At 69.9% G+C, this 25986-nt stretch carries 20 protein-coding genes; 10 read left to right on the top strand and 10 right to left on the bottom strand.

Annotated elements, in window-relative coordinates:
* The first annotated feature begins 33 nt into the window (after nt 1–33).
* Entirely contained in the window at nt 34–2565 is a 2532-nt protein-coding gene (locus KIS93_RS19835; protein ID WP_155126261.1) for an ATP-binding protein, read from the top strand.
* Here the strand turns inward: KIS93_RS19835 and KIS93_RS19830 are convergent.
* Nucleotides 2558–3313: a hypothetical protein gene (locus tag KIS93_RS19830; RefSeq protein WP_080036197.1), complete on the bottom strand. Its 756-nt coding sequence runs from the start codon at nt 3311–3313 to the stop codon at nt 2558–2560. The genes KIS93_RS19835 and KIS93_RS19830 overlap by 8 nt on opposite strands.
* Before the next feature lie 190 nt (nt 3314–3503).
* Here KIS93_RS19830 and KIS93_RS19825 point away from each other — a divergent pair, with 190 nt between their 5' ends.
* Complete coding sequence (locus tag KIS93_RS19825) at nt 3504–4286, top strand: tyrosine-protein phosphatase (RefSeq protein WP_329607687.1); 783 nt, start codon at nt 3504–3506, stop codon at nt 4284–4286.
* Between the two features lie 120 nt (nt 4287–4406).
* Here KIS93_RS19825 and KIS93_RS19820 read toward each other — a convergent pair whose 3' ends face one another.
* Nucleotides 4407–5447 (bottom strand): Gfo/Idh/MocA family oxidoreductase, encoded by a 1041-nt coding sequence (locus KIS93_RS19820; RefSeq protein ID WP_080036199.1) that lies wholly within the window; start codon nt 5445–5447, stop codon nt 4407–4409.
* Nucleotides 5448–5473: 26 nt separating this feature from the next.
* The gene (locus tag KIS93_RS19815; RefSeq protein ID WP_080036200.1) at nt 5474–6376 is read right to left on the bottom strand and encodes a proteasome assembly chaperone family protein; all 903 of its coding nucleotides are present in this window, start codon (nt 6374–6376) and stop codon (nt 5474–5476) included.
* An 86-nt stretch (nt 6377–6462) separates the two neighbouring features.
* Between KIS93_RS19815 and KIS93_RS19810 the strand changes: the two genes are divergently transcribed.
* Together KIS93_RS19810 and KIS93_RS19805 are read left to right on the top strand one after the other, a co-directional pair.
* Entirely contained in the window at nt 6463–6864 is a 402-nt protein-coding gene (locus tag KIS93_RS19810; protein ID WP_222107530.1) for an ankyrin repeat domain-containing protein, read from the top strand.
* 155 nt (nt 6865–7019) lie between these two features.
* Complete coding sequence (locus tag KIS93_RS19805) at nt 7020–7940, top strand: terpene synthase family protein (RefSeq protein ID WP_155126264.1); 921 nt, start codon at nt 7020–7022, stop codon at nt 7938–7940.
* 14 nt (nt 7941–7954) lie between these two features.
* On the opposite strand, the gene KIS93_RS19800 is transcribed toward KIS93_RS19805, so the two are convergent.
* Entirely contained in the window at nt 7955–10075 is a 2121-nt protein-coding gene (locus KIS93_RS19800) for an ATP-binding protein (protein WP_230465916.1), read from the bottom strand.
* Between the two features lie 263 nt (nt 10076–10338).
* Here KIS93_RS19800 and KIS93_RS19795 point away from each other — a divergent pair, with 263 nt between their 5' ends.
* Nucleotides 10339–10785, top strand: coding sequence for a GNAT family N-acetyltransferase (locus tag KIS93_RS19795; RefSeq protein WP_080036202.1), 447 nt, complete (start codon nt 10339–10341; stop codon nt 10783–10785).
* On the opposite strand, the gene KIS93_RS19790 is transcribed toward KIS93_RS19795, so the two are convergent.
* Nucleotides 10769–12445 (bottom strand): glycerol-3-phosphate dehydrogenase/oxidase, encoded by a 1677-nt coding sequence (locus KIS93_RS19790; protein ID WP_080036203.1) that lies wholly within the window; start codon nt 12443–12445, stop codon nt 10769–10771. The two genes, KIS93_RS19795 and KIS93_RS19790, sit on opposite strands and share 17 nt — an antisense overlap.
* Before the next feature lie 96 nt (nt 12446–12541).
* On the opposite strand from KIS93_RS19790, the gene KIS93_RS19785 reads away from it, so the two are divergent.
* Together KIS93_RS19785 and glpK are read left to right on the top strand one after the other, a co-directional pair.
* Nucleotides 12542–13348, top strand: a complete 807-nt coding sequence (locus KIS93_RS19785) for an MIP/aquaporin family protein (protein ID WP_080036204.1) — start codon at nt 12542–12544, stop codon at nt 13346–13348.
* A 192-nt stretch (nt 13349–13540) separates the two neighbouring features.
* On the top strand, nt 13541–15055 hold the full coding sequence (glpK, locus tag KIS93_RS19780) for a glycerol kinase GlpK (RefSeq protein WP_080036205.1): 1515 nt from the start codon (nt 13541–13543) through the stop codon (nt 15053–15055).
* A gap of 233 nt (nt 15056–15288) precedes the next feature.
* On the opposite strand, the gene KIS93_RS19775 is transcribed toward glpK, so the two are convergent.
* The 4 genes from KIS93_RS19775 to KIS93_RS19755 form a co-directional block, all read right to left on the bottom strand.
* The gene (locus KIS93_RS19775) at nt 15289–16137 is read right to left on the bottom strand and encodes an ABC transporter permease (protein WP_080036206.1); all 849 of its coding nucleotides are present in this window, start codon (nt 16135–16137) and stop codon (nt 15289–15291) included.
* On the bottom strand, nt 16134–19250 hold the full coding sequence (locus KIS93_RS65430; protein WP_246005324.1) for an alpha/beta fold hydrolase: 3117 nt from the start codon (nt 19248–19250) through the stop codon (nt 16134–16136). The genes KIS93_RS19775 and KIS93_RS65430 overlap by 4 nt, the downstream gene beginning before the upstream one ends.
* Before the next feature lie 297 nt (nt 19251–19547).
* Nucleotides 19548–19970: a nuclear transport factor 2 family protein gene (locus tag KIS93_RS19760; RefSeq protein WP_080036207.1), complete on the bottom strand. Its 423-nt coding sequence runs from the start codon at nt 19968–19970 to the stop codon at nt 19548–19550.
* 109 nt (nt 19971–20079) lie between these two features.
* A complete protein-coding gene (locus KIS93_RS19755; protein WP_080036208.1) occupies nt 20080–20487 on the bottom strand; it encodes a PaaI family thioesterase in 408 nt (135 codons plus the stop codon).
* Nucleotides 20488–20895: 408 nt separating this feature from the next.
* Here KIS93_RS19755 and KIS93_RS19750 point away from each other — a divergent pair, with 408 nt between their 5' ends.
* The 3 genes from KIS93_RS19750 (at nt 20896) to KIS93_RS19740 (ending at nt 24835) form a co-directional block, all read left to right on the top strand.
* Complete coding sequence (locus KIS93_RS19750; RefSeq protein ID WP_155126267.1) at nt 20896–21606, top strand: hypothetical protein; 711 nt, start codon at nt 20896–20898, stop codon at nt 21604–21606.
* Nucleotides 21607–21700: 94 nt separating this feature from the next.
* The gene (locus KIS93_RS19745; RefSeq protein WP_080036210.1) at nt 21701–22549 is read left to right on the top strand and encodes a P-loop NTPase family protein; all 849 of its coding nucleotides are present in this window, start codon (nt 21701–21703) and stop codon (nt 22547–22549) included.
* A gap of 72 nt (nt 22550–22621) precedes the next feature.
* Entirely contained in the window at nt 22622–24835 is a 2214-nt protein-coding gene (locus KIS93_RS19740; RefSeq protein WP_155126270.1) for a hypothetical protein, read from the top strand.
* Between the two features lie 13 nt (nt 24836–24848).
* Here KIS93_RS19740 and KIS93_RS19735 read toward each other — a convergent pair whose 3' ends face one another.
* A complete protein-coding gene (locus KIS93_RS19735) occupies nt 24849–25958 on the bottom strand; it encodes a cation:proton antiporter (RefSeq protein ID WP_080036212.1) in 1110 nt (369 codons plus the stop codon).
* Nucleotides 25959–25986 lie beyond the last annotated feature (28 nt).

The following is a 25986-nucleotide window of genomic DNA, read 5'->3' as shown; positions in this document are numbered from 1 at the left end:
ATCGGCTTGAATCACCCCCGAAGGGGGTGTTCGTTGGCAGGGGACAACCTTCCGGACAAGCCGGGCCGCAGAAAGGTGCCCTGGGCGGCACCCGTCTCCGCCGGACTGGCCGCCGCGGCTGCGAGCGTGCTGACGGCCTCCATGGAGTGGGAGATCCCGCCCGCGGCCAAGATCGGCGTCACCCTGGCCGCCGCCGTGCTCGTCGGCCTGACCACCTGGGCCACCACCGAGTCGCGCGGCCCCGCCCATGAGCGGCCCCGCCCGGAGCCGGGCACGATGCCGCCCGACCAGTGGCCGCCCGTGCCCGAGCACTTCACCGGCCGCGCCGAGGCGCTGGCGGAGCTGCGCGAGGTGTTCGCCGCCCGGCGCGGGTCCACCGACCTGTCACCGCCTCTCGTCGTCTCCGTGTACGGCCGCGGCGGCGTCGGCAAGTCGGCGCTCATGACCAGGTTCGGGCAGGAGGTGGCCGGCTGGTTCCCCGACGGCCGGCTCTACGCCGACCTGCGCGGCGGCGTGGACGCCTCCGTACGGCCCGAGGAGGTGCTGATCGGCTTCCTGCGCGCCCTGGACGTGCGCCTGACCACCGACCCCGGCGGGCTGGAGGAGCTGCGCAAGCTCTGGCTGACCTGGACCAAGGGCCGCAGGATCCTCATCGGCCTGGACAACGCGCACGACGCCGAGCAGGTCAAGCCGCTGATCCCGGCCGAGCCCGGCTGCGCGGTGCTGGTCACCTCGCGCTCCCCGCTGTTCCTGAACGGCACGCACGACACCCGGCTCGGCGAGTTCAGCGAGGCGCACGGGGTGGAGCTGCTGGCCAGGCTGGCCGGCGGGGCCAGGATCGTGGAGGACCTGGAGGCCGCCAAGGAGGTCGTGCGGCTGTGCGACTACCTGCCGCTGGCGATCAACATCTGCGGCGGCCGGCTGGCCACCCGCGAGCAGTGGACGATGCGCGAGATGGCGAGCCGGCTGGCCGACAAGCGGCGCATCCTCGACCTGCTCCAAGTGGCGCCCACGGTGGACAAGAGCGTGCGCGCCTCCGTCCAGCTCAGCTACGACGACTGTACCGGCGTGCAGCGCCGCCTGTTACGCCTGCTCAGTGCGCTGACCGCGCCCGACGTGCCCGGCTGGGTGGCCGGCGAGCTGCTCGACGTCTCGGGCCTCGACGGCGCCGACCAGCTCGAAGCCCTCATGGACGCCCAGCTCGCCGAGTGCTCGGGCACCGACCAGACCGGCACGATGCGTTACCGCCTGCACGACCTGGTCCGGGTCTTCGCCGCGGAGCTGGCCGAGCAGGACGAGCCGGACCGGCGCAGGGCCGCCATCGAGCGGGTGCTGCACGGCTACCGCCGCCGCGCCGAGGAGGCCGCGCAGAACCGCTGGCCGCAGGACTGGAGCAGGGGCGGCCGGCGCTCCGGCGCCGACGGGCAGCTGCGGGCGGGCGACTGGCTCAACGCCGAGCGGCTCTCCCTCATCGCCATGATCCACCTGGCCCACCAGCTCCGGCTGTGGGAGCTGACGTGGGGGCTGGCCCGGGCCTTCTGCTCGCTGTGCCACTCGCTGCGCGCGTACTGGGCCGACTGGGCGGTCGTCGCGGAGCTCGGCCGCGAGGCGGCCGAGAAGACCGGCGACCGCCGCTCGCTGGCCATCGCGCTGCTCGACGCCGCGGCCGTGCACGGCGGGCTGGGCCTGCGCCGGCAGGCGCTGGAGGAGTCCGAGCGGGCCCTGGCGATCTTCGGCGAGCTGGGGGAGACCTGGTGGGCGGCCAGGGCCATGCGCACGATCGGCATGACCCTGTTCAGCGACGGCCACCTCGACCGCGCCCAGGACTTCCTGACCGGCGCCATCACCGCGTTCAAGGGCGAGGACGACCTGTGGTGGATGGCTCGCACCCAGCGCAACCTGGCCGAGATGCGGATGGCGGAGCGCCGCACCGAGGAGGCCAGGGAGCTGCTGGAGGACGCCCTGGAGGTCTTCAAGCGGGAGGGCAACCGTTACTCCGAGGCCCAGACCCTGCGCGTGTACGGCGAGGTGCTGGCCGCCCAGGCGCGCGGCGAGTACCGCCACGGCGACCACCGGGCGGCCGCCAACCTGTTCACCCGGGCCGGCTTCAGCCTCGACCGGGCCGGCGAGATGTTCAAGCAGCGCGGCGAGCTGTGGGAGGAGGCCCGCTGCCTGCGCGCCGCGGGCGAGGTCGGCGACCCCGACAACGGGCTGCGCGAGCTGGAGTACGTCCGGCGGGCCGAGGAGATCCTGGCCGCGCTGGCCGACTCGTGGGGGGTGGCCAGGACGGCGGTGTCGGCCGGGCGGGCGCTGGCCAGGCTCGGGCGGATCGAGGAGGCCGAGCGGGAGCTGCGGCGGGCGGTGCGCGGGTTCGAGGAGCTGGACGACCGCTGGTGGATGGCGAGGAGCCTGCGCTACCTCGGCGAGGCGCACCTGAACGCGGGCGGGCACGGGGCCGCGGTGGAGCCGCTGGAGCAGGCCAGGGAGATCTACCGCAGCCTCGGGAACGAGGCCGGCATGCGCAGGACGCTGGAGCTCCTGCGGCGCGCGGCCTCCTCTACGTGAGCGGTGAACGCAGCAGTTCCCCGGCCGCCTGCCTGGCCTGGAGGATGCTCTCCTCGAACAGCTTGCGCACGTGCGCCGCCTGGTCCGACAGCTCCCTGATGCGCTCGTGGGCCAGCTCGTCCCGCACGGTCTCGGCGAGGAGCTGCTGGTACTCCGGCGTCTTGGCCGCCAGCTTCTCCAGCCGGGTGTGGGCATGGTAGACCTTGTCCGCCTTGAGCACCTGCTTGGCGTACTTCTCCAGGTGCCGCACGCGCTGCGACAGCGACGTCCAGGCGGCGTCGAGCGCGGTGGTGTACGGCTTGAACGCGTCCTCCATGCCCGCCGGCAGCTCACGGGGGATGAGCTTGCCGTGCTCGGCGTGCATCTTCGACAGCTTCCGCAGCCGCGTGGCGATCTGCCAGACCTCCTCCGGCAGCGACACCTGGTTCTCGATACTGTCGATCAGGCCCGCCTTGTGCACCGCCGAGCTCATGATCGCCTCGACGGCGTTCTGCGCCCGGCGCAGGAGCTGCTGGCAGGGATAGTCGAGATCCTCGGGCAGGATGTACTGGTTCGCGTGCTCGCGCGCCAGCCGGAGTCTTCGCTTGGTGGATCGATAGGTGCTGTCCATCGCCATCCACCGGATCAGGACGATCAGGCCGACTCCCATGCTCGCCACGAAGAACGCTTGCGGGCCCGCCACCATCATGAGGAACATCAGGAAGGCGGGCAGGACGAAGAGCAGGGCGGGATTGCGTGTGGTGTCCATTCGCGCGCCCGACCGAGCCATGCGGAGTATGTGTGGACTCGACCGCAGCTCGACCGAGATCTCCGGGTGCAGCGATGGATCGATCACCAGCCGTGGAGGCAGAGCTCGTGGATCCATACGTTCATGCTGCGTTATGAACCTCGAATCCGCTGCATGTTGGCGGACATATAGGGTCGTAATAATGAGCGAGATGACGAGGTGGATCGATCTGGAAGGCGCGGTCAACGCGCGTGACCTGGGCGGACTGCCGACTCGTGACGGTGGCCGCACCCGTCGCGGGCAGATCTTCCGCGCCGACAACCTGCAGGGCCTCACGCCGGCCGACGTGGAGCTGCTGGTGGGCGAGCTGAGACTGCGGCACGTGGTGGACCTGCGCTCCAACGCCGAGGTGGCGCTGGAGGGGCCGGGCCCGCTGACCCGGGTGCCGGAGGTGCGCCACCACCACCTGACGCTGTTCGCCGAGGGTGGTCGGCACACCGACGTCGAGGCCGACACCATCGACGGCGACCGGGTGCTGCCGTGGGCGGAGCGGGTGATCGACGAGGAGCTGCGGGTGACCGGCTTCTACTTCGGCTACCTGCGCGACCGCCCCGACTCGGTGGTGGCGGCGCTGCGCGCGATGGCCCTGGCCGACGGGGCCTCGCTGGTGCACTGCGCGGCGGGCAAGGACCGTACCGGGGTGCTGTGCGCGCTGGCGCTGGAGGTCGCCGGCGCGACCCGGGAGGCGATCGTCGAGGACTACGTGGCCACGGGCGAGCGGCTGGAGCTGATACTCAAGCGGCTGCGCGGCAGCGCCACCTACCGCGACGACCTCGACTCGCGGCCCGCCGACGACCACATGCCGCGGGCCCGCTACATCGAGCAGTTCCTCGGCGTCCTCGACGACCGCTTCGGCGGGCCGCTGGGCTGGCTGGCCGAGAACGGCTGGACGGACGCGGACACCGAGGCCATGCGCGCCCGCCTGCGTGACTGATCGCCCCTGACGGACACCTCGCGGACGCCTCTCGCCAAAAGGGGCACCTCGCGTTGGGAGGGGCATCTCGCGTCAGAAGGGCATCTCGCGTCGGAAGGGCATCTCGCGTCGGAAGGCGCCTCAGTCGAGGCGGACCACGATCCGCTGGGTCGCCGACAGGCGGGCCGCCTCGATGATCGCCAGCACGTCCACCGCGCTGCCCGGGTCGACCGGCGGCGCCGCGCCCTCGAGCAGCGCCGCCGCCACGCCCCGGTAGAAGTCGAGGTACGTCCCCGGCTCGGTGCGCACGATCTGCCGCTCGTTCTCCGTGCCGAGCACGCCCCAGCGGTCTTCCTCGTCGTCGCCGAACCCCGGCGAGTCGGGCGTCATCCCGGCCCGCAGCCGCTCCTCCTGCACGTCCATCCCGTACTTCACGAAGCCCGCCGAGGAGCCCAGCACCCGGAAGCGGGGCCCGAGGCGCGCGGCCATCGAGCTGGCCCACAGGTGCGAGCGGGCGCCGGAGGCGTGGGTGAGGGCGATGAAGGTGTCGTCGTCGGCGGAGACGCCCGCGCGCCGGACGTCGCTCTCGCAGTAGACCTCGCGCACCGGGCCGAGCAGCTGCACGGCCTGGTCGACGAGGTGGCTGCCCAGGTCGTAGAGCAGGCCGCCGACCTCCTCGGGGCCGCCGGACTCGCGCCAGCCGCCCTTCGGCACCGGCCGCCAGCGCTCGAAGCGCGACTCGAACCGCAGCACCTCGCCCAGCCGCCCCTCGCCGGCCAGCTGCCGCACGGTGCGGAAGTCGCCGTCCCAGCGCCGGTTGTGGAACACGGTGAGCAGGAGCCCGCGCTCCTTGGCCAGCCGCACCAGCTCGCGGCCCTCCTCGGCGGTGCGCGCCAGGGGTTTGTCCACGACGACGGGCAGGCCCTGCGTGAGCGCGGCGGTCGCGGTGGCCACGTGCGTCCTGTTGGGCGAGGCGACCACGACGAGGTCGCACCGCTCCCACAGGTCCGCCACCTCGGCCACCCCCGCCGCGCCGTACCTGCCGGCGACCTCGGCCTGGCGATCCGGGTTGCGCGTGACGACGGCCGTCAGGGTCAGGCCGGGGGTGGCGTGGATCAGTGGGGCATGGAAGTACTGCCCCGCGGTGCCGTAACCGACGAGGCCGACCCGGATCTCACTCATCGGGCCAGCGTAGCGGGGGTGCGGGCCTATTCGTCGTCACGCTCGGCGAGGAAGCGCTCGAACTGGGCGGCGAGCTCGTCGCCGGTGGGCATGGGCGTGGTCTCGGCCATCAGGTTCTCGCGTTCCGCGCCCGCGGCGAACGCGTCGTACTGCTGCTCCAGGCCGCTGATCGCGGTGGACAGCTCGCTGGAGGCGCGGATCTGCTCCTCGATCTCCGTCGTCGTACGGCGGGCGGCCTCGCGCAGCGCGTCCATCGGGAACACCAGCCCCGTGCCCCGCGTCACGGCCTCCAGCCCGGTCACGGCGGCGGTCGGGTATTCGGCCTGCGACAGGTAGTGCGGCACGTGCACCGCGTACCCCAGCGCGTCGTGGCCCTGCGCGCCGAGCCGCAGCTCCAGCAGCGCCGCGACGCTGCCGGGCACCTGGACACGCCCGAACACGCTGCTTTGCGCATTGTTGATCAGCTCCGGCCTGCTGGCGTGCATGGTGATGCCGAGCGGGCGGGTGTGCGGCACCGCCATGGGGATGCCGTGCAACGTCACCAGCTTGCTCACCTTCAGCCGCTCCACCAAAGCCGCCACCGCCTTGGCGAACAGCTCCCACTCCCGGTCGGGCTCGGGGCCGCTCATCAACAGGAACGGTGTGCCGGTCGCGTCCTTCGCGACGTGCACGGCCAGCTCGGGGCTCTCGCACTCCACCCACCGGTCGGTGTCGAACGTCATGATGGGCCGCCGCGACCGGTAGTCGAGCAGCCGGTCGACGTCGAATGTCGCCACGACCCGGTGCTCCAGCTCGGCCAGCAGGTGGCCCAGCGCGAGCCGTCCGGCCGAGCCCGCGTCGACGAAGCCGTCGAAGTGGTACAGCAACACCGGATCGGTAAGCTCGGGCGCGTCGTCTGCGAGCTCGTAGAGATCCTTCGGGTCGAACACGGTTGAACAGCCTTTCCCTAGGTACTCTTCACCAGAACCTACGGCGCGTCGTATCGATTCCGTGCACGGCACCCTATCGAGGCACAATGGGCATCATGGACGGGGATCCGGAGCTGGAAGAGTTCGCGACCAAGCTGTTCGGCCTGGCCAGGGCGGGTGACACCGAGGCGCTGCGGGCGTATGTGGAGGCCGGGGTGCCGGTCGACCTGACCAACGGCAAAGGTGACACTTTGCTGATGCTGGCGGCTTATTACGGTCACGCCGAGACTGTTCGGATGCTTGTCACAAGCGGCGCCGATCCCAATCGTGCCAACGACCGTGGGCAGACGCCGCTCGCGGGCGCGGTCTTCAAGAAGGAGTCTGCCGTGGTCAGGGCGCTTCTGGACGCCGGGGCCGACCCGCATGCCGGTCAGCCGTCCGCCCTTGAGACCGCGCGAATGTTCGCGAATGACCAGTTTATCCAGTGGTTCACGCAAAGTGATTCATAGTATGAAATAAGCATTATAGGGCTCGAAGTTGCCGAGTGTGGCCTTTCGGTCACTCCATCGTCATGCTGGGGGACGTGGCTACTTCTGCGCACTCCTTCAGCAGGCGACCGCTCCACATCCCTCCGTTGCCATGCCCGTTCCCCAACGAGATCAACGTGCATGCCTCAGAGGTCGATGCGGAGAGCCACACCTGGCTGGCCGCCTCAAAGATGCTCAACGGCGCCGACACCATCGAGCACTTCCGGCGCTCGAAGATCGGCCTGCTCGCGGCACGGACCAACCCCACCGTGCCGCGCGACAGTCTCCGGCTGATCAACGACTGGTACAACTGGCTCTTCGCCTTCGACGACGCGTTCTGCGAAGGCGAGCTGATGGGGCACCGGGCCTCGGCCCTGGCCCGTGCCCTCCCCCCGCTCCTGGAGATCCTCGACGGGCGCAGGGAGCCCGACGCCGGCGACCCGTTCGGCCTCGCGCTCCACGAGCTGCTGCACCGCATCTCGCAGTACGCCACCCCCGCACAGGTGGACCGGTGGCGCATCACGGTGAAGGAATACCTGTTCGCCCAGATCTGGGAGGCCGCCAACCGCGAGGCCGACCTCATCCCCACGCCCGACGACTACGTCCTGATGCGCCGCATCACCGGTGCCACCTACACCTGCTTCGCCCTCATCGACGCGGGCGGCGGCTACCGCCTCGAAGCCGAGGAGTGGCACCACCCCGACGTCCGCACGCTCTCCGACCTGGCGTGCGACCTCATCGGCTGGGACAACGACCTGCTGTCGTACGCCAAGGAACGCGGCAACGACAAGGCGCGGCACAACCTCGTCACGGTGCTGGCCACGCACAAGGCCCTGTCCCTGCAGGACGCGCTGCACGAGGTCGCGCAGATGCACAACGACGCCATCGCCGCGTTCCTCGACCGGCGCGCGGCACTGGAGCAATGGGCTCCGCTCCCGGTCCGCAAGTACGTACGTGGCCTCGAGCACTGGGTGCGCGGCCACATAGAGTTCTCCCTTGGCAGTGCGCGTTACGTGCACGCCTGGCCTGACGGCACCCAGTGGCCGCAGGCCGTCTGACGGTCCCGCTTCCCTTAGCTCTCGTCGAGGGCGTCCGGGTCGTCCAGCGCGAGCGCGGACGCCTCGTCGAGATCGAGCCGGGCGCCCTCCTCGAAGGCGTCCTTGTAGGCCAGCTCGCCCAGCCGCATCCGGCAGTCACGCACGCACATGTTGTGCTCGTCGGTCATCCAGGGCGCGCCGAGCTGCGGCAGCCCCGCCGTCTTCCAGTTCTGCTGCAGCGCCCCGAGGAGCTGGGCGGCCAGCGTGAGCCTGCCGGACAGGGCGAAGATCCGCGCCGCGGTCTCCAGCGCCATCAGCGTGCCGAGCGTGTCGTGGAAGTGCCGCTTGATGCGCAGCGCCTCCTTGGCGTTCTGCAGCGCGTCCTCGGTGCGGCCGGTCGCGAGCCGGGTGCTGGCCAGCGCCCACTGCGCGTGGGAGCTGACCCACAGCTCGCCGCGCTCCTTGCACACCTGGAGGCAGTCGAGCAGCAGCGACTCGGCTTCGTACAGCTCGCCCTGCGTGGTCAGCACGATCGACAGCTCGACGATCGCGGGCAGCAGGCCCGGGTTGAGCTCCCTGTTCTCGGTGTTGAACTCGATCGCCACGCCGAGCAGCGCGCTGGCCTTCTGCAGGTCGCCCTGCAGCAGCGCGGCCGTGCCCTGCATCTTCGAGGCCAGGATGACCGCCCGCGAGTCGCCCACCCGGACCGCCTCGGTGCTGCACGTCTCGGCCGCCGCCAGCGCTCCCGCGCTGTCGCCCTGCGCGCTCTTGACGTACGACAGCACCCACAGCGCCTTGCAGCGCTCCTTGCTCACCGCCGGGTTGGCCGCCAGCGCCCGCTCCAGGTACAGGCGGCCCTCGCGGGCGAACCCGCAGCACACCCACATGAACCACAGCGACGACAGCAGCGTCAGCGCCAGCGCCGACTTGCCCGGCGACTTCAGCGCGTGCTCCAGCGCGACCCGCACGTTGTCGTGCTCCTGCCGCATCCGGACGAACCAGTAGATCTGCCGCGGCCCCGACCAGGCCTCCTCGCTGCGCTGGGCCAGGCTCAGGTAGTACTCCAGGTGCCGCTGCGACATCTGCTCCTTCTGGCCGAGCTTGTCGAGCCACTCCTCGCCGTACTCGGCCAGGGTGTCGATCAGCTTGTAGCGCACGCCCGCGTGGTTGCTCCTGATCAGCAGGATCGACTTCTCCACCAGCCCCGTGACCAGGTCGGTGATGTCTTCGGACGGCAGCCGCCCGTCGGAGCAGACGAACCGGGCCGCGTCGAGCTCGAAGTCGCCGGCGAACACCGACAGCCGCGCCCACAGCAGCCGCTCGGCCGGCTCGCACAGCTCGTGGCTCCAGCCGATCGCCGCCCGCAACGTCTGGTGGCGCGGCAGCGCCGTGCGGCTCGCGCCCGCCAGCAGGCTGAACCGGTCGGCCAGCAGCCCGAGGATCTGCTCCACCGACAGCGCCCGCAGCCGCACCGCGGCCAGCTCGATCGCCAGGGGGATGCCGTCGAGCCTGCGGCACAGCTCCGCGACCGGCCCGATGTTGTCCTCGTCCAGCACGAAGTCGGGCACGCTCGCCCCGGCCCTGGCCGCGAACAGCTGCACCGACTCGTTCGTGAACAGGCTCTCCGCCGGGTCGTCGCCCGGCACCTGCAACGGCGGCACCGGCACCACGTGCTCGTACGGCAGGTGCAGCGACTGGCGGCTGGTCGCCAGCACCTTCAGGTTGGGCGCCGCCTCCAGCAGCTCGTGCACCAGCTCGGCGCAGCCCTGCACCAGGTGCTCGCAGGTGTCGATGATGAGCAGCATGTCGCGCTCGCCCACCCACTCCGACAGCGACTCCGACTCCGCCCGCGACGACTGGTCGGCGATGCCGAGCGCCGAGGCGATCGTGTGCTTGACCATGCCGGCGTCCTGCAGCCGGGCCAGGTCGGCGAACCACACGCCGTCGGGATAATGGGAGCGCACCTGGTGCGCCAGCCGCAGCACGGTGCGCGACTTGCCCACACCGCCGATGCCGGTCACCGTCACCAGCCGCGACTCGCTGAGGTGTCGTTTGAGGTTGGCGAGGAGGCGGGTACGGCCGACGAAGCTGGTCAGCTCCGCCGGCAGATTGCCTTCACGCCGCCAGCCTGTCGGGGTGGCCATGAGCAGCCTCACGGGGGGTAGGCGACACCTGCCTTCGCATCGTACCGCCGTGGTCGCCGCCTGTCCCTGGACCGAAGGACGCGCCCGGTGCCGGTTTGTACGCCTGAGTAGCATGGACGTCGTGGAGGATTTTCTACCTGAGCAGACCGCCGACGACACCGATCTCGGCTGGGGCGACTGGCGCGAGGCCGACTCCGACGCCTTCTACCTCGACAACCGCCCGCCCCACTGGGGCTAGCACCCCCTTCCGTGCACGGGGGCTAGCATCCCCTTCCATGTACGCTCTGCGCCCCGCCACGCCCGCCGACTACGACGCCATCGCCGCCGTGATCGACGGCTGGTGGGGCCGCCCGATCCTGCCCGCCCTGCCCCGGCTCTTCCTCGACCACTTCCACGGCACCAGCCAGGTCGCCGAGACGGCTGACGGCGCTCTGGCGGGCTTCCTGATCGGCATCCTGTCGCCGTCGCTGCCCGATGAGGCGTACATCCACTTCGTCGGCGTCCGCCCGGACGCGCGGAAGAGCGGGCTGGCCCGCACCATGTACGAGCGCTTCTTCGACCTGGCCCGCGCTGACGGGCGGCGGGTCGTCAAGGCGGTCACGGTGCCGGTCAACACGGCCTCCATCGCCTTCCACCGCCGCATGGGCTTCGAGGCCGGCGACCCCGTCCCCGGCTACAACGGTCCCGGCACGAGCCTGGTCACGTTCACCCGTTCGTTGTAGAGGTGCGGGCCTGGGCCAGGGCGGTGCGTTCGGCCTGCACCAGGCTCCGGCAGCGGGCGATCTCCTCCTCCACCCGCGCCCGATCCCACCCCAGCACCCCCGCCATCAGCTCCGCGATCACCGGAGCCGCCTGGTCGGCCAGGTCGCTCGACTCGATGAGCATCCGCGTCCGGCGGGCCACGATGTCCTCGGCGTGCAGCGCGCCCTCGTGCGTGACCGCGTAGCAGACCTCGGCCCGCAGCCACGGCCCCGGCTCGATCAGCGGCTCGCCCAGCGCAGGGTCATCGCGCACCAGGTCGAGCACCTCCATGGCCAGGTTCCCGTAGCGGCGCACCAGGTAGGCGACGGTGTCCACGTCGAGGTCGTGGTCCTCCGCGATGCGGCGCACCGAGCGTTCGAGCGCGGGCAGCCCGTCGGCGCCGAGCAGCGGCAGCCGCTCGGTCACCGACTCCGGCACGTCGTAGCCCTCCAGCGCCGCGTCGATCACGTCCTTCGCCATGATCCGGTACGTGGTGTACTTGCCGCCCGCGATCGTGGCCAGGCCGGGCAGCGGCACGTCCACGACGTGCTCGCGCGACAGCTTCGTGGTGGAGGAGGTCTCGTCTGCGGCCACCAGCGGCCGCAGCCCCACGTAGAGGCCCACCACGTCGTCCCTGGTCAGCGGCCTGGCCAGGACGGAGTTGGCGTGCTCCAGGAGGTAGTCGATGTCCTCGCCGGTCGCCGCCGGCTCGGCGCGGTCGCCGTCGTAGTCGGTGTCGGTCGTGCCGACGATCCAGCGCCGGCTGGTCCACGGGATGATGAACAACACGCTCTTCTCCGTACGGATGATCATGCCGGTCCGCGAGTCGATGGCCTCGCCCGGCACCATGACGTGCACGCCCTTCGACATCCGTACCTTGAAGCCCGCCTCCGCCGCCCCCGGCAGCGCGGTCACCGGATCCGTCCACACGCCGGCGCACACCACCACCGCGTCGGCGGCGACGTCCACCTCGCGGCCGCTCTCCTCGTCGCGGACCCGCGCGCCCACCACCCGCTCGCCGCGCTCGTCCCGCAGCATCGCCACCGCCCGCGCCCGCGTCGCGATCACGGCGCCGTGCGCGGCGGCCGTGCGGGCCAGGGTGAGCGTGAAGCGGGCGTCGTCCACCTGCGCGTCGTAGTAGATCATCGCCCCGGTCAGCACGTCGGCGCGCAGGCCGGGCGCCATCCGGCGGGCCTCCTTGATCGACAGGTTGCGGTGCCTCGGCATCGGGCGGCGCACGCCCTCCAGCGCGTCGTACAGCGTCAGCCCGGCCGCCACGTACGGCTGCTCGATCACCTTGCGGCGCAGCGGGTACAGGAACGTGACCGGCCTGACCAGGTGCGGCGCCAGCCGGGCGACGAGCAGGTCCCGCTCCTTCAACGCCTCCCTGACCAGCTTGAAGTCGAACTGCTCCAGATACCGCAGCCCGCCGTGGATGAGCTTGCTGGACCTGCTCGACGTGCCCGCCGCGAGGTCGCGGCTCTCCACGAGCGCCACCCGCAACCCGCGCGCCGCCGCGTCCAGAGCGGCGCCGGCCCCCGTCACGCCACCGCCGACGACCAGCACGTCGAACGTCTGGCTCGCGAGCCGGTCGATGGTCTCCTGACGGTTCCTGGCGTCGATCGCCCCGGTCAGCCCCATGGCACATCCATCACTTTCCGCAACGTATGACACACAGAGCGTGTTCGTTCCCTCGAACGGGGAATGGCACACAACGCCGCTTCAAGGAGGTGACCGGTGGCCGGACGCGAAGCCCGGAGAGGGCTGACGGGGGAGCTCGTCGCCGAGTTCGCGGGAACGATGGTGCTCATCCTGTTCGGCGCCGGTGTCGTCGCCCAGGTCGTCGCCGCCCAGCTCGGCGACCACGACAGCATCGCCTGGGCCTGGGGCATCGGCGTGATGCTCGGCGTCTACGTCGCCGGGCGCACTACGGGCGCGCACCTCAACCCCGCCGTCACCGTCGGGTTCGCCCTGTTCCGCGGCTTCCCCTGGCCCAAGGTCCTGCCGTACGTCGTCGCGCAGACCGCCGGAGCCTTCGTCGCCGCCCTCATCGTGCGCTGGAACTACTCCGAGGTGCTGGCCATGGCCGACCCCGGCCGCACCCTCAAGACCCAGATCGTCTTCTCCACCCTGCCCGGCAACGGCACCCTGCCCGTCGACATGTGGGGCGGGCTGCGCGACCAGATCATCGGCACCGCGATCCTGCTCTTCGTCATCTTCGCCCTGTCCGACACGGCCAACATGGCACCGAGCGCCAACCTCGGGCCGTTCGTCATCGGCCTGCTCGTCGTCGGCATCGGCATGTCCTTCGGCACCGACGCCGGCTACGCCATCAACCCGGCCCGCGACTTCGGCCCCCGCCTGGCCAGCTTCCTCACCGGCTACGGCGGCGCCTGGCGCGACCAGTACGGCGAGCTGTACTTCTGGGTGCCGATCGTCGGCCCGCTGATCGGCGGCGTCCTCGGCGCGGGCCTCTACCAGGCGTGCATCGCCCGCTTCCTCCCCCAGGGCGAGGACCGCGACACCGTGAAGCCGTCCGACTGACCCAGAGCCCGACCGGCCAGGGCTGGACCGACCAGAGCTGAACCGACCGGGGTGGACCGACCAGAGCTGAACCGACCGGGGTGGACCGACCGGGGCTGGACCGACCGACCAGAGCCCGACCGACCAGAGCCCGACCGACCAGAGCCCGACCGACCAGGGTTCGATTGACCGATCAGGGGAGAGCAGAGCACCATGCCGGACTTCGTCGGCGCCGTCGACCAGGGCACCACCAGCACCCGCTTCATGATCTTCGACCATGAGGGCGCCGAGGTCGCCAAGTTCCAGCTCGAACACGAGCAGATCCTGCCCAGGGCCGGCTGGGTCGAGCACAACCCCATCGAGATCTGGACCAGGACCGCCGCCGTCATCCAGACCACCCTGCAACGCGCCGGCCTGCACGACAGCGACCTCGCCGCCCTCGGCGTCACCAACCAGCGCGAGACCACCGTCGTGTGGAACCCGCGCACCGGCCGCCCGTACTCCAACGCCATCGTCTGGCAGGACACCCGCACCGACCGCATCGCCGCCGCCCTCGAACAGGACGAACGCGGCCAGGTCATCCGCGACAGGACCGGCCTGCGCCCCGACGCCTACTTCTCCGGCGGCAAGATCCAGTGGATTCTCGAGAACGTCCCCGGCGTCCGCGAGGCCGTGGACCGCGGCGAGGCGATCTTCGGCAACACCGACACCTGGACCGTGTGGAACCTCACCGGCGGCGTCAACGGCGGCGTGCACGTCACCGACGTCACCAACGCCAGCCGCACCATGCTGATGGACCTCGACACGCTCGACTGGGACGACGAGCTGCTGTCGTACTTCGGCATCCCCCGCGCCATGCTCCCCGAGATCCGCCCCTCCTCCGACCCCGCCGGCTACGGCACCACCACCCGGTACGGGCCGTTCGGCGGCGAAGTGCCGATCACCGCGATCCTCGGCGACCAGCAGGCCGCCACCGTCGGCCAGGTGTGCTTCTCACCCGGCGAGGCCAAGAACACCTACGGCACCGGCAACTTCCTGCTGCTCAACACCGGCACCGACCGCGTCCGCTCCCAGAGCGGCCTGCTCACCACCGTCGCCTACAAGTTCGGCGACCAGCCCGCCGTCTTCGCCCTGGAAGGCTCGATCGCCGTCACCGGCTCCGCCGTCCAGTGGCTGCGCGACCAGCTCCACGTCATCACCTCCGCGGCCCAGAGCGAGACGCTCGCCCGTCAGGTCGCCGACTCCGGCGGCATGTACTTCGTGCCCGCCTTCTCCGGCCTGTTCGCCCCCTACTGGCGGGCCGACGCCCGCGGCGCCATCGTCGGCCTGTCCCGCTACAACAACGACGCCCACCTCGCCCGCGCCACCCTCGAAGCCATCTGCTACCAGAGCCGCGACGTCGTCGAGGCCATGCAGCGGGACTCCGGCGTCGTGCTCGACGTCCTCCGCGTGGACGGCGGCGTCACCGCCAACGACCTGTGCATGCAGCTCCAGTCCGACATCCTCGGCGTCCCCGTCAGCCGCCCCGTCGTCGCCGAGACCACCGCACTCGGCGCCGCCTACGCCGCCGGCCTCGCCGTCGGCTACTGGCAGGACACCGACGAGCTGCGCGCGCACTGGGCGGAGTCGCGCCGCTGGAACCCGACGTGGAACGAGGAGCGGCGCGAGAAGGCGTACGCCGGCTGGAAGAAGGCCGTCACCAAAGCCTTCGACTGGACCACCGACTGACCACCCACCCGCAGCACCACCCCATCCCCCCACCACCGGCCCCGCAGCCGCCTTTCTCCAGCTCCTGACGCCCTCCCGACGGACCCTGCAGCCGCCTTCCTTCAGCTCCCGGCGCCCTCCCGACGGAGCCGCAGCCGCCCTCTTCCAGCCTCCGACGCCCTCACGATGGGACGCTGGGAAGGCGGCCCCCGGCTGGTCAGGTCCTTGCGGCGGAACCGCGGGATCGACCGCCTTCAGCTGGTGACGTCCTTGCGGCGGAAGCGGCGGAACGCGATCGCGATCAGGATCGCCGCGTACGTGACCGACACCGACGCGCCCTTCGCCATCCCGCTCCAGTCCAGCTCCGGCACCAGGGCGTCGGTCCAGGCGTTGTTCCAGAACGTCGGCAGGAACTCGCGCAGCACCCCCAGCGCCTCCACCGCCTGCAAGATCGTGCAGACGATCCAGAGCCCGACCGCCCCGCCCACCGCGCCGAGCGGGGAGTCGGTCATGGTGGAGATGAGGAAGGCCAGAGCCGCCACCACGAGCTGGCTGACCAGCGCGTACCCGATCACGATCCCGAAGCGCGGCAGCACGTCGAACGCCGGGATGGTCTCGCCGGTGCCGGGCACCGTGATGTCGTCCCAGCCGAACGCCAGCGTGCCCGCGAGCAGCCCCATCAGCGGCAGCACGATCACCGCCGCCGCCGAGTAGCCGAGCGCCACGATCAGCTTCTGCCGCAGCAGCCGGTCACGCGGGATCGGCGCTGCCAGCAGGTAGCGCAGGGACGACCAGTTGGCCTCGCTCGCCACCGTGTCGCCGCAGAACAACGCGACCGCCACCACGAGCAGGAAACTGGCCGACACCGACAGGACGAACGCCGCGAAGTTCAGCCCGCTCTGCGTCGCCAGATCCGACATGCGCAGCGCCGACTGCCCCTGTGAGCTTGACTGCGGCCCGATCTGGAACGCGATCACGAGCACCCACGGCAGCGCCAGCAGCAACGCGAACATGCCCAGCGTCCGGCGCCGCTTGAACTGCCGGACGAACTCCACCCGCAACGGCAGCGTGCGGTTCGGCGCGTAGCCGGTCGCGGTGGTCATGGCTTGTCTCCGATGAGATCGAGGAACACGTCTTCCAGGCGCGGCCCGTGCCCGTTCCTGACGGCCGCCGCCGAGCCCAGCAGCCGCGACACGGGCCCCGCCGACACCAGCCGCCCGCGCCGCATGACCACCACGTGACTGCAGGTCTGCTCCACCTCGGCCAGCATGTGGCTGGACACGATCACGGTACGACCGTCGCGCGCATACCGCTTGAGCACCTCCCGCATCTCCCGGATCTGGGGCGGGTCGAGCCCGTTGGTGGGCTCGTCCAGCACGAGCAGGTCCGGCAGGCCGAGCATCGCCTGCGCGATGGCCAGCCGCTGGCGCATGCCCTGCGAGTACGTACGCACCGCCCGCTCCAGCGCCTTGCCCAGGCCCGCGATCTCCAGAGCCTCCTCGAAGTGCGCGTCCGCCTTGGGCCGGCCGGTGGCGGCCCAGTACAGCTCGATGTTGTCCCGCCCGGACAGGTGCGGCAGGAACCCGGGCCCCTCCACGAACGACCCGAGCCTCGACAGCACGGGCGCCCCCGGGCTGACCCGCTCCCCGAAGATCCTGATCTCACCGGCGTCCGGATGGATGAGCCCCATCATCATCCGCATCGTGGTCGTCTTACCCGCCCCGTTGGGACCGAGCAGCCCGAGCACCTGCCCCCGCTCCACCCGGAACGACAGGTCGTTCACGGCCAGCTCCCCGTTCCGGTACGCCTTCGTGAGCCCGCTGATCTCCAGCGGCACCCCCGCACCGTCGCCAGCCGCCTCCTCGAAGCGGACAGCACCGCCCCGCACCCCGCCGCCGGCCACCGCGGCGACACCACTGCCGCCGCCGATACCGGCACCGGCCTCGCTCCAGCCATCACCACCGACACCATTGCTCGTGCTGCCAGCGCCTGCGCCATCGCCATGGCCGGCGTCCCCGTCAGCGCCACGGCCACCGTCGGCCCTGCCATCGTCGGCAGTGACGTCGGCGTGACCACCGTTCGCATCGCCACCGCCGGGACGTGCGGTGCCGTCGTGCCCCGCCCCGCTCCCAGCGTCGGCGTCATACGCTGCACCGTTCGTGGGGAAGGAGCCTGTTGCCCCGTTCGTGGCGTCGGCGTTGGCGTCGTGCTTGGCGCTGCTGGCGGAAGCGTCCTGTGGCGTGCCGTTCAGGGCGGGTGCGGCGAGAGGTGCGTCCGGTGTGGCCGACGGCGCGGCCCCGCCCTGGCCGGCTGTCGTGAGGACAGGACGGCGGCGGGAGCGGCCCGTGGACAGGAGGACGGCGGCGAGCAGCACGGCGGCGAGCGGCATCGCCCACACCCACCACGCCACCCCCGTGGGAGCGGCGGCGAGCGTGCTCACCGTGGGGATGGTGACGGCGGGGGAGGCCAGCGCGACCTGGTACGCGGCCGGCTGGGCGGGCGTGGCGAATCCCATGTCGGTGGTGGTGACGACCAGGCGGAGCCGGTGCCCGACGGCGAAGCGGTGGTCGACGGCGGGCAGGCTGATCGTGGCCTCCGCGCTGCCCGCGTCCTCCGGGATCGTCACCCGGACGGGCGCCACCAGACCGGCGGGCAGGGTGGGCAGCTGGGTGTCGTCGGCGACGTCGTACAGCTTCGCGAACAGGGTGGCCTCGCCCTCGCCCGTCACCCGGACCCGGACGGTGGGGCTGCCGGTGAGCTGGAGCGGGGCGGTGAGCGGCGCGGACTCGAACGCGGCGCTCTGGCCCGGCATGTCGATGGACACGCCGCCGGTGTTCTGGCCGCCGAGCAGCCCGCCGAGGCCGGGCACGGTGGAGACCGAGGCCGGGGCGCCGCCGGGCGGGTTGACGATGTTCTGCTCGGGGCCGTTCAGCCTGACCGAGGTGGTCGCGGTGCCGGCGAGGCCCGGGTAGGAGGCGGCTTCCGGGTGGAGGCGGATGCGCTGCCGGGTGCCGGGGTCGCGCCCGCCGTCGCGCGTCACCGTGAACGCGCTCACCGGCGTCCCGGCCTGCCCCGCGCCTTCGCCCTTGAGGTAGCGCGCGAACCAGGCCACCGACTGGTCGAACAGCCAGTCGGTCTCGCCGTTACCGCCGTCGTGGCCCCCGTCGAACCAGGCCAGGCTCACCGGCGTGCCCTGGGCGGCGATGGCCCTGGCGTTGGCGTCGGCGTGGCCGAGGGGGAACAGCGAGTCGCGCTGACCCTGGATGAGCAGGGTCGGCGCCTTGATCTGCGCGGCCACGGTGATCGGGCTGGACTTGCGCAGCAGCTCGACGGCCTCGGGCGTGGCCCGGCCGGTCTCGGCGACCCGCTGGTAGATGTCGCAGATCTCCGGCCGGAACCGGCCGCACCGCGCCTGCTCCACCGTCACCGGCCCGGCCGCCGTCTCCCTGCGGCTCAGCAAGGACGTGGCGTCCAGCGAGACGCCCTGGCCGAAGAAGATCCCGGCCCACATGCGCTTGAAGACCCCGCTCATGGCGGCCTCATCGTCCGACTGGACGGCCGCACTGGAAGGCCGCGCGGCGGGGCTCGCCCCGGACGGCTGGGCGGCGGTGCCCGCGCCAGGAGACTGTGCGGCGGTGGTGCTCGCGCCAGACGGTTGTGCGGCGGCGTTGGGGAAGAGGGCGTCGGCCAGGTCGGACCAGGTGATCTGCGGGACGATCGCGTCCACCCGATGGTCGTAGGCGGCGGTCATCAGCGCGATGGCGCCGCCGTACGAGCCGCCCGCGATGCCCACGCGCGGGTCGCCCGAGGCGTCGAGCCGGACCTCCGGGCGCTTGGCCAGCCAGTCGATGAGCTGCTTGACGTCCTTGACCTCGTAGTCGGGCGAGTTGAGCGCGATCTGCCCGGTCGAGCGGCCGAAGCCGCGCGCCGACCAGGTCAGTACGGCGTAGCCCTGCTGGGCGAGGCGCACCGCCTGGTCGCGCATGCTCTGCTTGCTGCCGCCGAACCCGTGGGCGAGCAGCACGGCAGGCGCCTTCCCACCGTCAGGCGGCGGGAAGAACGTCGTATCGAGCTCGACCCGTTGGTCGTCGTCCGGTCCGTCGACGACGGTTATTCGCTGGTCCTGACCCCGCACCTCCGGAGCCGACGGCCACACGAGCCACGCCGTCACCCCGATGAGGGCGAGTGCCGCAACCAGGGCGGCCACACGCTTCATGCGGTGAGCCTACTTTCCACACCTGAGAGATCGCTGAGACGCGTGAACGCCAGGACCTGCTGAAAGGTGCTCGTAGAGGTGGGTGGGCGGGTGGGCGGGCGGGTCGTGGGAGCGTGGGACGACGGCGAGCAAGCCGATCACAAGCCGATCATGAGGCGGAGGTCTCCACGGCGGTCCTTCGTGCTGGCGTCCGCGGTGGCCTCTGTGGCGGCCTCTGCGGTGGTCCTTCGTGGTGGCGTCCGCGGTGGCCTCCGTGGCGGCCTCTGTAGCGGTCTTCGTGGCGGTCTTCGTGGTGGCCTACGCGGTGGCGCTGCCGGAGTGTGCGCGGGCGACGGTGAGGCTGTCCTCGTAGATGTGGTAGCGGGTGATCAGGCCGTCGGTGACCGTGAGGTGCAGGGCGAACGGGGAGGTGTAGGACAGGCCGGTGGCGGCGACGGTCTGCGAGATGTCGCCGAGCACGACGGCGTCGTCTCCGTCGACCAGGATCCGCGTGACGGTGGTGCCGTTGAGCTCGGGCACGTGGTACGACCCGAGCATGCGGAAGTGCTCCGCCACGTCACTGCGGCTGGAACGGGGCCGGATCCACGGCACCGAGGGGTGCCCCTCGGCGGGCCAGTTGAAGCGCCAGTCGCTCTTCTCGGCGAACAACTCGGCGATCCGCTCGACGTCACCCTCGCCGATCCGCCGCAGCAACTCTTGCACGGTGTCGTAAGTCGTCATGATTCATCCCCAAAATCCGTTTCAGTGATGCGGGCATGCGACAGTCTCCCCGGGTCGGTACGGCTTGGCGATTACCTGAGAGGTAAGCCGGGCGGCTATGCGGGCGGGATCAGCCCATGATCGCGTAGACGGTGGTGGCGTGGGCGGCCGTCTCGGTCGCGCCCTCGGCCGTGAGCGTGATCTCGGTGAAGGCCAGTGTCCGCCCCAGCTTCGTGATGCGCACGTCGAGTAGAACGTCCTTGCCCACCACGGGCCGCTGGAACGTCGTGGCCTGCTGCACCGTGGTCATCGGCACGAACCCGCCCCGCGCCGACGCGATGGCCAGCACCGTGGCCGTGTCGGCCGCCGCCATCATGGCCTGCCCGCACAGCCCGCCGCCCTCCCTGGCCAGATCGTCGGACCAGGGCAGCCGGACGACGGCGTGACGCTCGCCCACCTCCTCCACCCGGAGGCCGAGCTGCTTGATCCAGGGGGCGAAGTATTCCTGGAGAATCGCCTCTGCGTTTTCCGGGGTCATGTGACCGTCATCCCCTCGGAGCGGACGCATGTTACTCGCGAGTGCGCCCATTTCTGCACTTGACTGGACTGGAGTGGCCCTGTTGGGCCGGCCTGCGAGCGACGGTGAAGATCCTCTGTCTGAGGCTCATCCATCCACTCGTATGTTACGAAGAATGACTGGCGCCGCATAAAGGATGGTTTATGGCTATTGTCGATGACATCCTGCCTTGGGGGGACATATCGCGAACGCGCATCTACGGACGGAGAAGTAGGACTATCTTGCGTAAGGAAAATGACCGAAGGTGGAGGCATGTGGAGGAAGCCAAGGGCCACGCTCATGATCCTCTCATATGTCGTTTTGGTGCCGACCGTACTCCTGTTTTCGGTCCTGGCCGAAGAAAGTCGTGCGGCACCCCCGGATGACACTATGACGGTGTTCTGTCTATCGCCGGATCATCGGCCGGAGCTCCTTGCCGCAGCGGGGTCGCTCGGTCTGGCTTCGCCATCGCCTTCGCTGTCGACAGGTCAGTTATGGGTCGACAACAAGGCCATCGATCTAGAAACGTGGCGAGACAATCACAAAACGGACTTTGATCGTGCCTGCCGGGCTCTCCTCGCCTCCGAGCCCCAGGTCAAGGTGACGGAGTCGAAGCCGTTCTGGGTCAGAATGGGAGAGGTCCTCGTGCCCGCCGCGTTCGGGGCGCTGCTCACCTTTCTCGCGACGGGGTGGCGAGCCGCCATCGATCGTGGCGTCCGTGACGCGGACGCCCTGCGCACCGCGGTGGCGGACTTCCGCGCGGCGATCGAAACCTACGCGTCCGAATGGGTGCGAGGTAAGAGCCCGGACGCGGTGACCGTACGGCTTCGCCGGACTGACCTCCTCCGGCAGATCGGCCGAGTGATCTCCTTTCACTCAGCGTGGCATCAGGCGAGGAAGCTCAAGGAGCGCGTGAAGGGCGACGACCTCGCGGAAGGCGATGCGAACTTCTGGAGCGGAGACGTGCCGGCTCGTCAGTCGAAGGTGACCAGGTTACGCAAAGAGCTCGACACCTTCGACGCGGAGGTGGAGAGCGTCGCGACGGCGCTGAGCCGCCCGATCCGCTCCTGCCTTCCCGGCTCCGGCATCCGGAGGCGCTGAAATGACACCGCCACTGGATGACAACCCATTCGGGTTCCATTCGCTGGGGTCGGGCCCTGAGTCCCATCCTCCGCTGTGCCCCTGGCGTTGGAAGGTGCCCGAGAAGGAGCTGTATGTCGACGTGGACAGCAGCGAGGCCGAGTTCAACCGGTTCGTCAGGGTGTTCAGCGATGATCGCGTGCTGCCGAACAGGGGGCACCTGATCACCATCGTCGGTGACAGCGGCTGCGGGAAGACCTCCCTGGCGCATCGGTGCGCCTCCTGGTTGCACCGTGATCAGGGGTTACCTCGCAAGGGCAGGAACGCGATCATCGTCGACCTGCACGATGAGGATGTCGGGGACGCCTCGGAGGAGCGCTTCCGGCTGATTTACAGCCTGCTCGTGATGAAGCTGAACGTCGAAGCCAACCTGGCCGAGTATTGGGAGGAGCTGAACGGCTATACCGACCCTCGGCTGGGCTACAGCAGGCTCAGCGATCTGCTGGCGGAGCGGCCGGTGGCCGTCGTCATCCTGCCCCCGACGAAGGTGACGGGGGAGATCCACATGTACTACAAGATCGCCCAGAACCGGGAGAACATCATCTTCCTCGCCGAGAGCGGCAGTGGTGAGGTGCAGCGGGAATGGGAAACCGTGATCCCGGTGAGCGCGGTGCACACCTCACTGAAACTCGGCCTGCTGGACAATGGTGACGCCTGGAAATTCGTGCAAGCACGGATGGATCGGAGCAAGTCCTCGCAAATACCATTGTCGATCACCCAGGTGGAACTGGATGATATGCTCCAGAAAATAGACTCGCTGAGAAATATGAAGGCGCTTCAAATTTTGTTTTTCGAATGCTACAGGGAGGCTGTCAGAAGCGGACTCAAGGTCATCACCTACGAGTACGTCGAGAGATTCTATATGCGCAATTCAGCTCTCAATTTGAAGGATCTGCGTAGATGAAGAAAGGTGAACGGAATGAGTGGCGACAACAGTGACAACCCGCCCTCCGGGCGCCCCTATCCATTCCCCCACGTGGCCATCGACCGGCTCTCCCCCTATCGGGCGTGGAGCGGGAGCCGGCTCACGCCCGCCACGATCGAGACGCCGGGCGTGCGCAGCGCGCTGGACTACGTGGAGGCCTACCTTGCTGGGCGGCCCGACCCGTCGTCACCCAGTTCGTGGAAAGGGATGCTGATCGTCGGCCAGCTCGGCATCGGCAAGACCCATCTCGCTCAGGTGATAGCGCATCGAATCATTTTCGACGAGACGTCCAAGATACGCCCTCTCATCCTCGACAGCCCTGCGGGAGACTTCGCGACCATTTACCGAACCACGCTCGTCGGGCAGCTGGACAGATTCGACCTCTACAACCGGCTCAAGGACTACTACGCGATGGTCCTGGCCGACGACCTCGAAGGGTCGAAGGCCACCAGTGGGCTCGCCGAAGGGTTGCGTCAAGGCGTATATGATCCGCGAAAGGTGGTCGAGCACTTCGGTCTGGTGGAAAGCGCGCTTCGCGATCAGCTCCGCAGGCACCTGCTGCGCGTGACAGAGATTGCCAACTTCAGTAAGGCGTTCACGCTGGCGCTCATCCCCGAACACGAACAGAGCGTCTGGGAATGGCTGCAGGGCAGGCCCGCCTCCAAAACGCTGCAACAGTACGGCATCACCACACTGATCGACGGGGAGTCCTCGGCGTTCGACGCGCTCAACGTGCTGGCCTTCGTGTACGGCCGTGTCGGCTACAGATTCGTGTTCATCATCGACGAGTTCGACAAGCTGCTGGCCGGATCCGACGACCGGCGAACTCAATTGGTCAAGCAGTCGGTCGAACGGATGCTCAACGTCTTCATCGACAGCAACGGCCTGGTCGTCATGTGCGCGATGCCCGAGATCCAGCAGAGCCTCCCGGCCAGCACCAGAGAGCGCCTGCGCACATACCGCCTGGCTCCCTTCACGACTGCTGAACTGGGCCAGTACGTTCATAACGCCCTCGACAGCGAGGCGCATCGTTTCCCGGCAGGGCCCATCGCCTACATCGAGGGGCTGACCAGCGGGATACCACGTCAGGCGATCACTCTGTGCGGGCAGGTCTGGGGGCGTGCCGAGCGGGATCAGCTCCCCGTGAACAACGATCTCGTTCGCACTGTGGTGCGCGAGCAGTACGAACGCTCGAGCTTCCAGGACGTGCGTGCCTCCGTACGGCAGGTCATCCAGGCGGCCGGCCTGTCCTGGAAGGCCGACCACCGGCTCGAGGGCGTCATCGTCGACTTCTGGATACCGCTGTGGGAGGACGGCCCAGGGGTGGCTGTGATGATCGTCGGCTCCGTGCTGCAGCAGGAGGATCTGGAAGAGATCGGGCGGCGGCTGGAGGAGGCGCCACGCCTGGAGGTGATCCTGGTCGTCAACGGCTTTCTCTCGGCAGCACTGCGGGAGGAGGCCGCGTCGCTGCTCGGTCGCCAGCCCCTTGTCTACGAGGAGGAGCCGTTCAATGAGATGCTGCGCGGCCAGGTGACCGCCACGCTGCGCCGCATCGAGAGCACCACGCAGGAAGACCACATGACCACCCTGCGCCGCCACGTGGACCGGCTTGCCCTCCAGCAGGCCTACACACAGAGCTTCATGGAGCAGATGAGTGGGCGGATCGACCGTTTCGGCGGGGAGGCGAACCGGCGGCTGGCCTTCATCGAACGCGGGATCTCGGAGGTCCGGACACCGTTGCCGCCCGGCGCCTCCCAACGGCTCTCCGCCGGTGGACCGCTGCCGGAGGAGCTCCAATGGCATTTTGATCGCGCTCTCACCGCGGTGCAGGCGCTGGGCGGGCTCAACGACCTGTTCAAGGAGGCATTCGCCAGCGCCTCGCCAGGGCTGCCACGTCGCAGGCTGGCCTCGCGCGCCCTGTTCGAGGCGGCCGGCGTCGCAGTGGTGTTCCAGCGGCTGATCGAGTCATTTCGCGAGGCCGTCGCGGAATGGCTGCGCACCGCACACCGAGACGACGAACCCAGGCCGCTGTCGCGCGAGCAGGAGGAACGCCTGCGCCTGATCTGCCGCACGTACACCACGACGGCCGAGGTCCTCCCGCTGTTCCAGCTCGAGAGTCTGGCGCTGACCGCGGCCCCCTACGCCACGGAAACCAGTGCCACCGAACAGACCAGCAGGTCGATTCGCCGTGGCGAGGCCGCTCAGGCCCTGGACAATCTGGGCGACCGAGTGCTGGGCGCGGCGCTGGCCGCGGCCCGGCCCTGATTGATCGTGCCGATCACCGGCGGGCTCTGCGCCAGGGGGCGGGGAGCCAGTCGGGAGCGGGCGTGACGGGAGGCAATGGGTTTGTCTCGAGCCGGCGTGCCCACCAGTTGTTCGAGACGATGTGCAGCACATTCACCGTGAGGATCGCCGGCGCGACGATACCCACGGCGCCGGGGAAGGCAGGTTCGAGCGTCAGCGACAGGACGATGGCCGTGATTCCGTTCTGCTGGCCGAGCATGAGATAGCCACGGTCGTTGTGCGGCAGCCGGTATGTGAGCGCGTACCCCACGAGGACCTGCGATCCGAACGCCGCCAGCCCGAGCACCACGCCGAGCAGCGGGTCGATACCGTGCACCAGCAGCATGCCCAGAGCCAAGCCGGCCAGCATCAGGGCACCACTGCTGACCCGATCGACCACCTTGGGGGCGAGGGGGCGGAAGAACAGCCCGACCAGTGCGATGCCCAGCATCAGATAGTTCAACACCGCGACCGTGACGAGCACGGCCAAGAAGAGGAGCATCAGGGCGGTCGTCGCGGGATGCGGCGTGTTCCCGCGTGCTCCTCGCCGCAGCAGCCATCGCGCTCCCGCCCACAGGAACAGCGCGCTGGCCGCGAACCCGAGGTTGGCGGTCAGGTTCAGCAGATAAGAGACGGTGTCCGCGTCGGCGGGGGCACCGGCCACGTGACCGGTGATGCCGCTCCAGTCCAGTGCGAACGCGGAGACATAAAGGATCAGTAGCGCCGTGATCGGATCGTCGAAGGCGGACCAGGCACGCAGCAGCGCCTGCGCCCGGGGCGACAGCCGCGAGCGGCCGGCCATGGCGGCGACCGAGAGCGGGTCGATCTGGGCCACGGTGATGCCGAGTACCAGGGCGACGGGCTCACGCATGACGAGAAACATCACGCCAGCGATCAACAACGCTTTGAGCACCACGCCCAAGGTCACAGCGACCAGCAGCAGGTGCAGGTCTCTCATGGCCTCTCTGGGAATGCCCGAGGCGCTGCCGTAGAGGCCGATCGCGAGTAGCGTCGTGACGCCGTAGACGTAGATCGGCGTACTCGTCGGGCTGTCAAGGCCCGCTACCGAGGCGCATGCCAGCCCCAGCGCCACCACGACGGCCATCAGACCCAGTCGCCGTGTCGCCGTCTCC

Source organism: [Actinomadura] parvosata subsp. kistnae (assembly GCF_900323885.1).
In the GTDB taxonomy this organism is placed as follows: domain Bacteria; phylum Actinomycetota; class Actinomycetes; order Streptosporangiales; family Streptosporangiaceae; genus Nonomuraea; species Nonomuraea composti.
Note: the sequence above shows the minus strand (reverse complement) of the source record. Positions and strands in the feature narration are given on the sequence as shown.

Coding starts and splice junctions, on each gene's coding strand:
- KIS93_RS19830 (WP_080036197.1), bottom strand. CDS start 3,313: ATGGACACCACACGCAATCCCGCCCTGCTCTTCGTCCTGCCCGCCTTC.
- KIS93_RS19825 (WP_329607687.1), top strand. CDS start 3,504: ATGACGAGGTGGATCGATCTGGAAGGCGCGGTCAACGCGCGTGACCTG.
- KIS93_RS19820 (WP_080036199.1), bottom strand. CDS start 5,447: ATGAGTGAGATCCGGGTCGGCCTCGTCGGTTACGGCACCGCGGGGCAG.
- KIS93_RS19810 (WP_222107530.1), top strand. CDS start 6,463: ATGGGCATCATGGACGGGGATCCGGAGCTGGAAGAGTTCGCGACCAAG.
- KIS93_RS19795 (WP_080036202.1), top strand. CDS start 10,339: ATGTACGCTCTGCGCCCCGCCACGCCCGCCGACTACGACGCCATCGCC.
- KIS93_RS19790 (WP_080036203.1), bottom strand. CDS start 12,445: ATGGGGCTGACCGGGGCGATCGACGCCAGGAACCGTCAGGAGACCATC.
- glpK (WP_080036205.1), top strand. CDS start 13,541: ATGCCGGACTTCGTCGGCGCCGTCGACCAGGGCACCACCAGCACCCGC.
- KIS93_RS19775 (WP_080036206.1), bottom strand. CDS start 16,137: ATGACCACCGCGACCGGCTACGCGCCGAACCGCACGCTGCCGTTGCGG.
- KIS93_RS65430 (WP_246005324.1), bottom strand. CDS start 19,250: ATGAAGCGTGTGGCCGCCCTGGTTGCGGCACTCGCCCTCATCGGGGTG.
- KIS93_RS19760 (WP_080036207.1), bottom strand. CDS start 19,970: ATGACGACTTACGACACCGTGCAAGAGTTGCTGCGGCGGATCGGCGAG.
- KIS93_RS19755 (WP_080036208.1), bottom strand. CDS start 20,487: ATGACCCCGGAAAACGCAGAGGCGATTCTCCAGGAATACTTCGCCCCC.
- KIS93_RS19750 (WP_155126267.1), top strand. CDS start 20,896: ATGACGGTGTTCTGTCTATCGCCGGATCATCGGCCGGAGCTCCTTGCC.
- KIS93_RS19735 (WP_080036212.1), bottom strand. CDS start 25,958: ATGGCCGTCGTGGTGGCGCTGGGGCTGGCATGCGCCTCGGTAGCGGGC.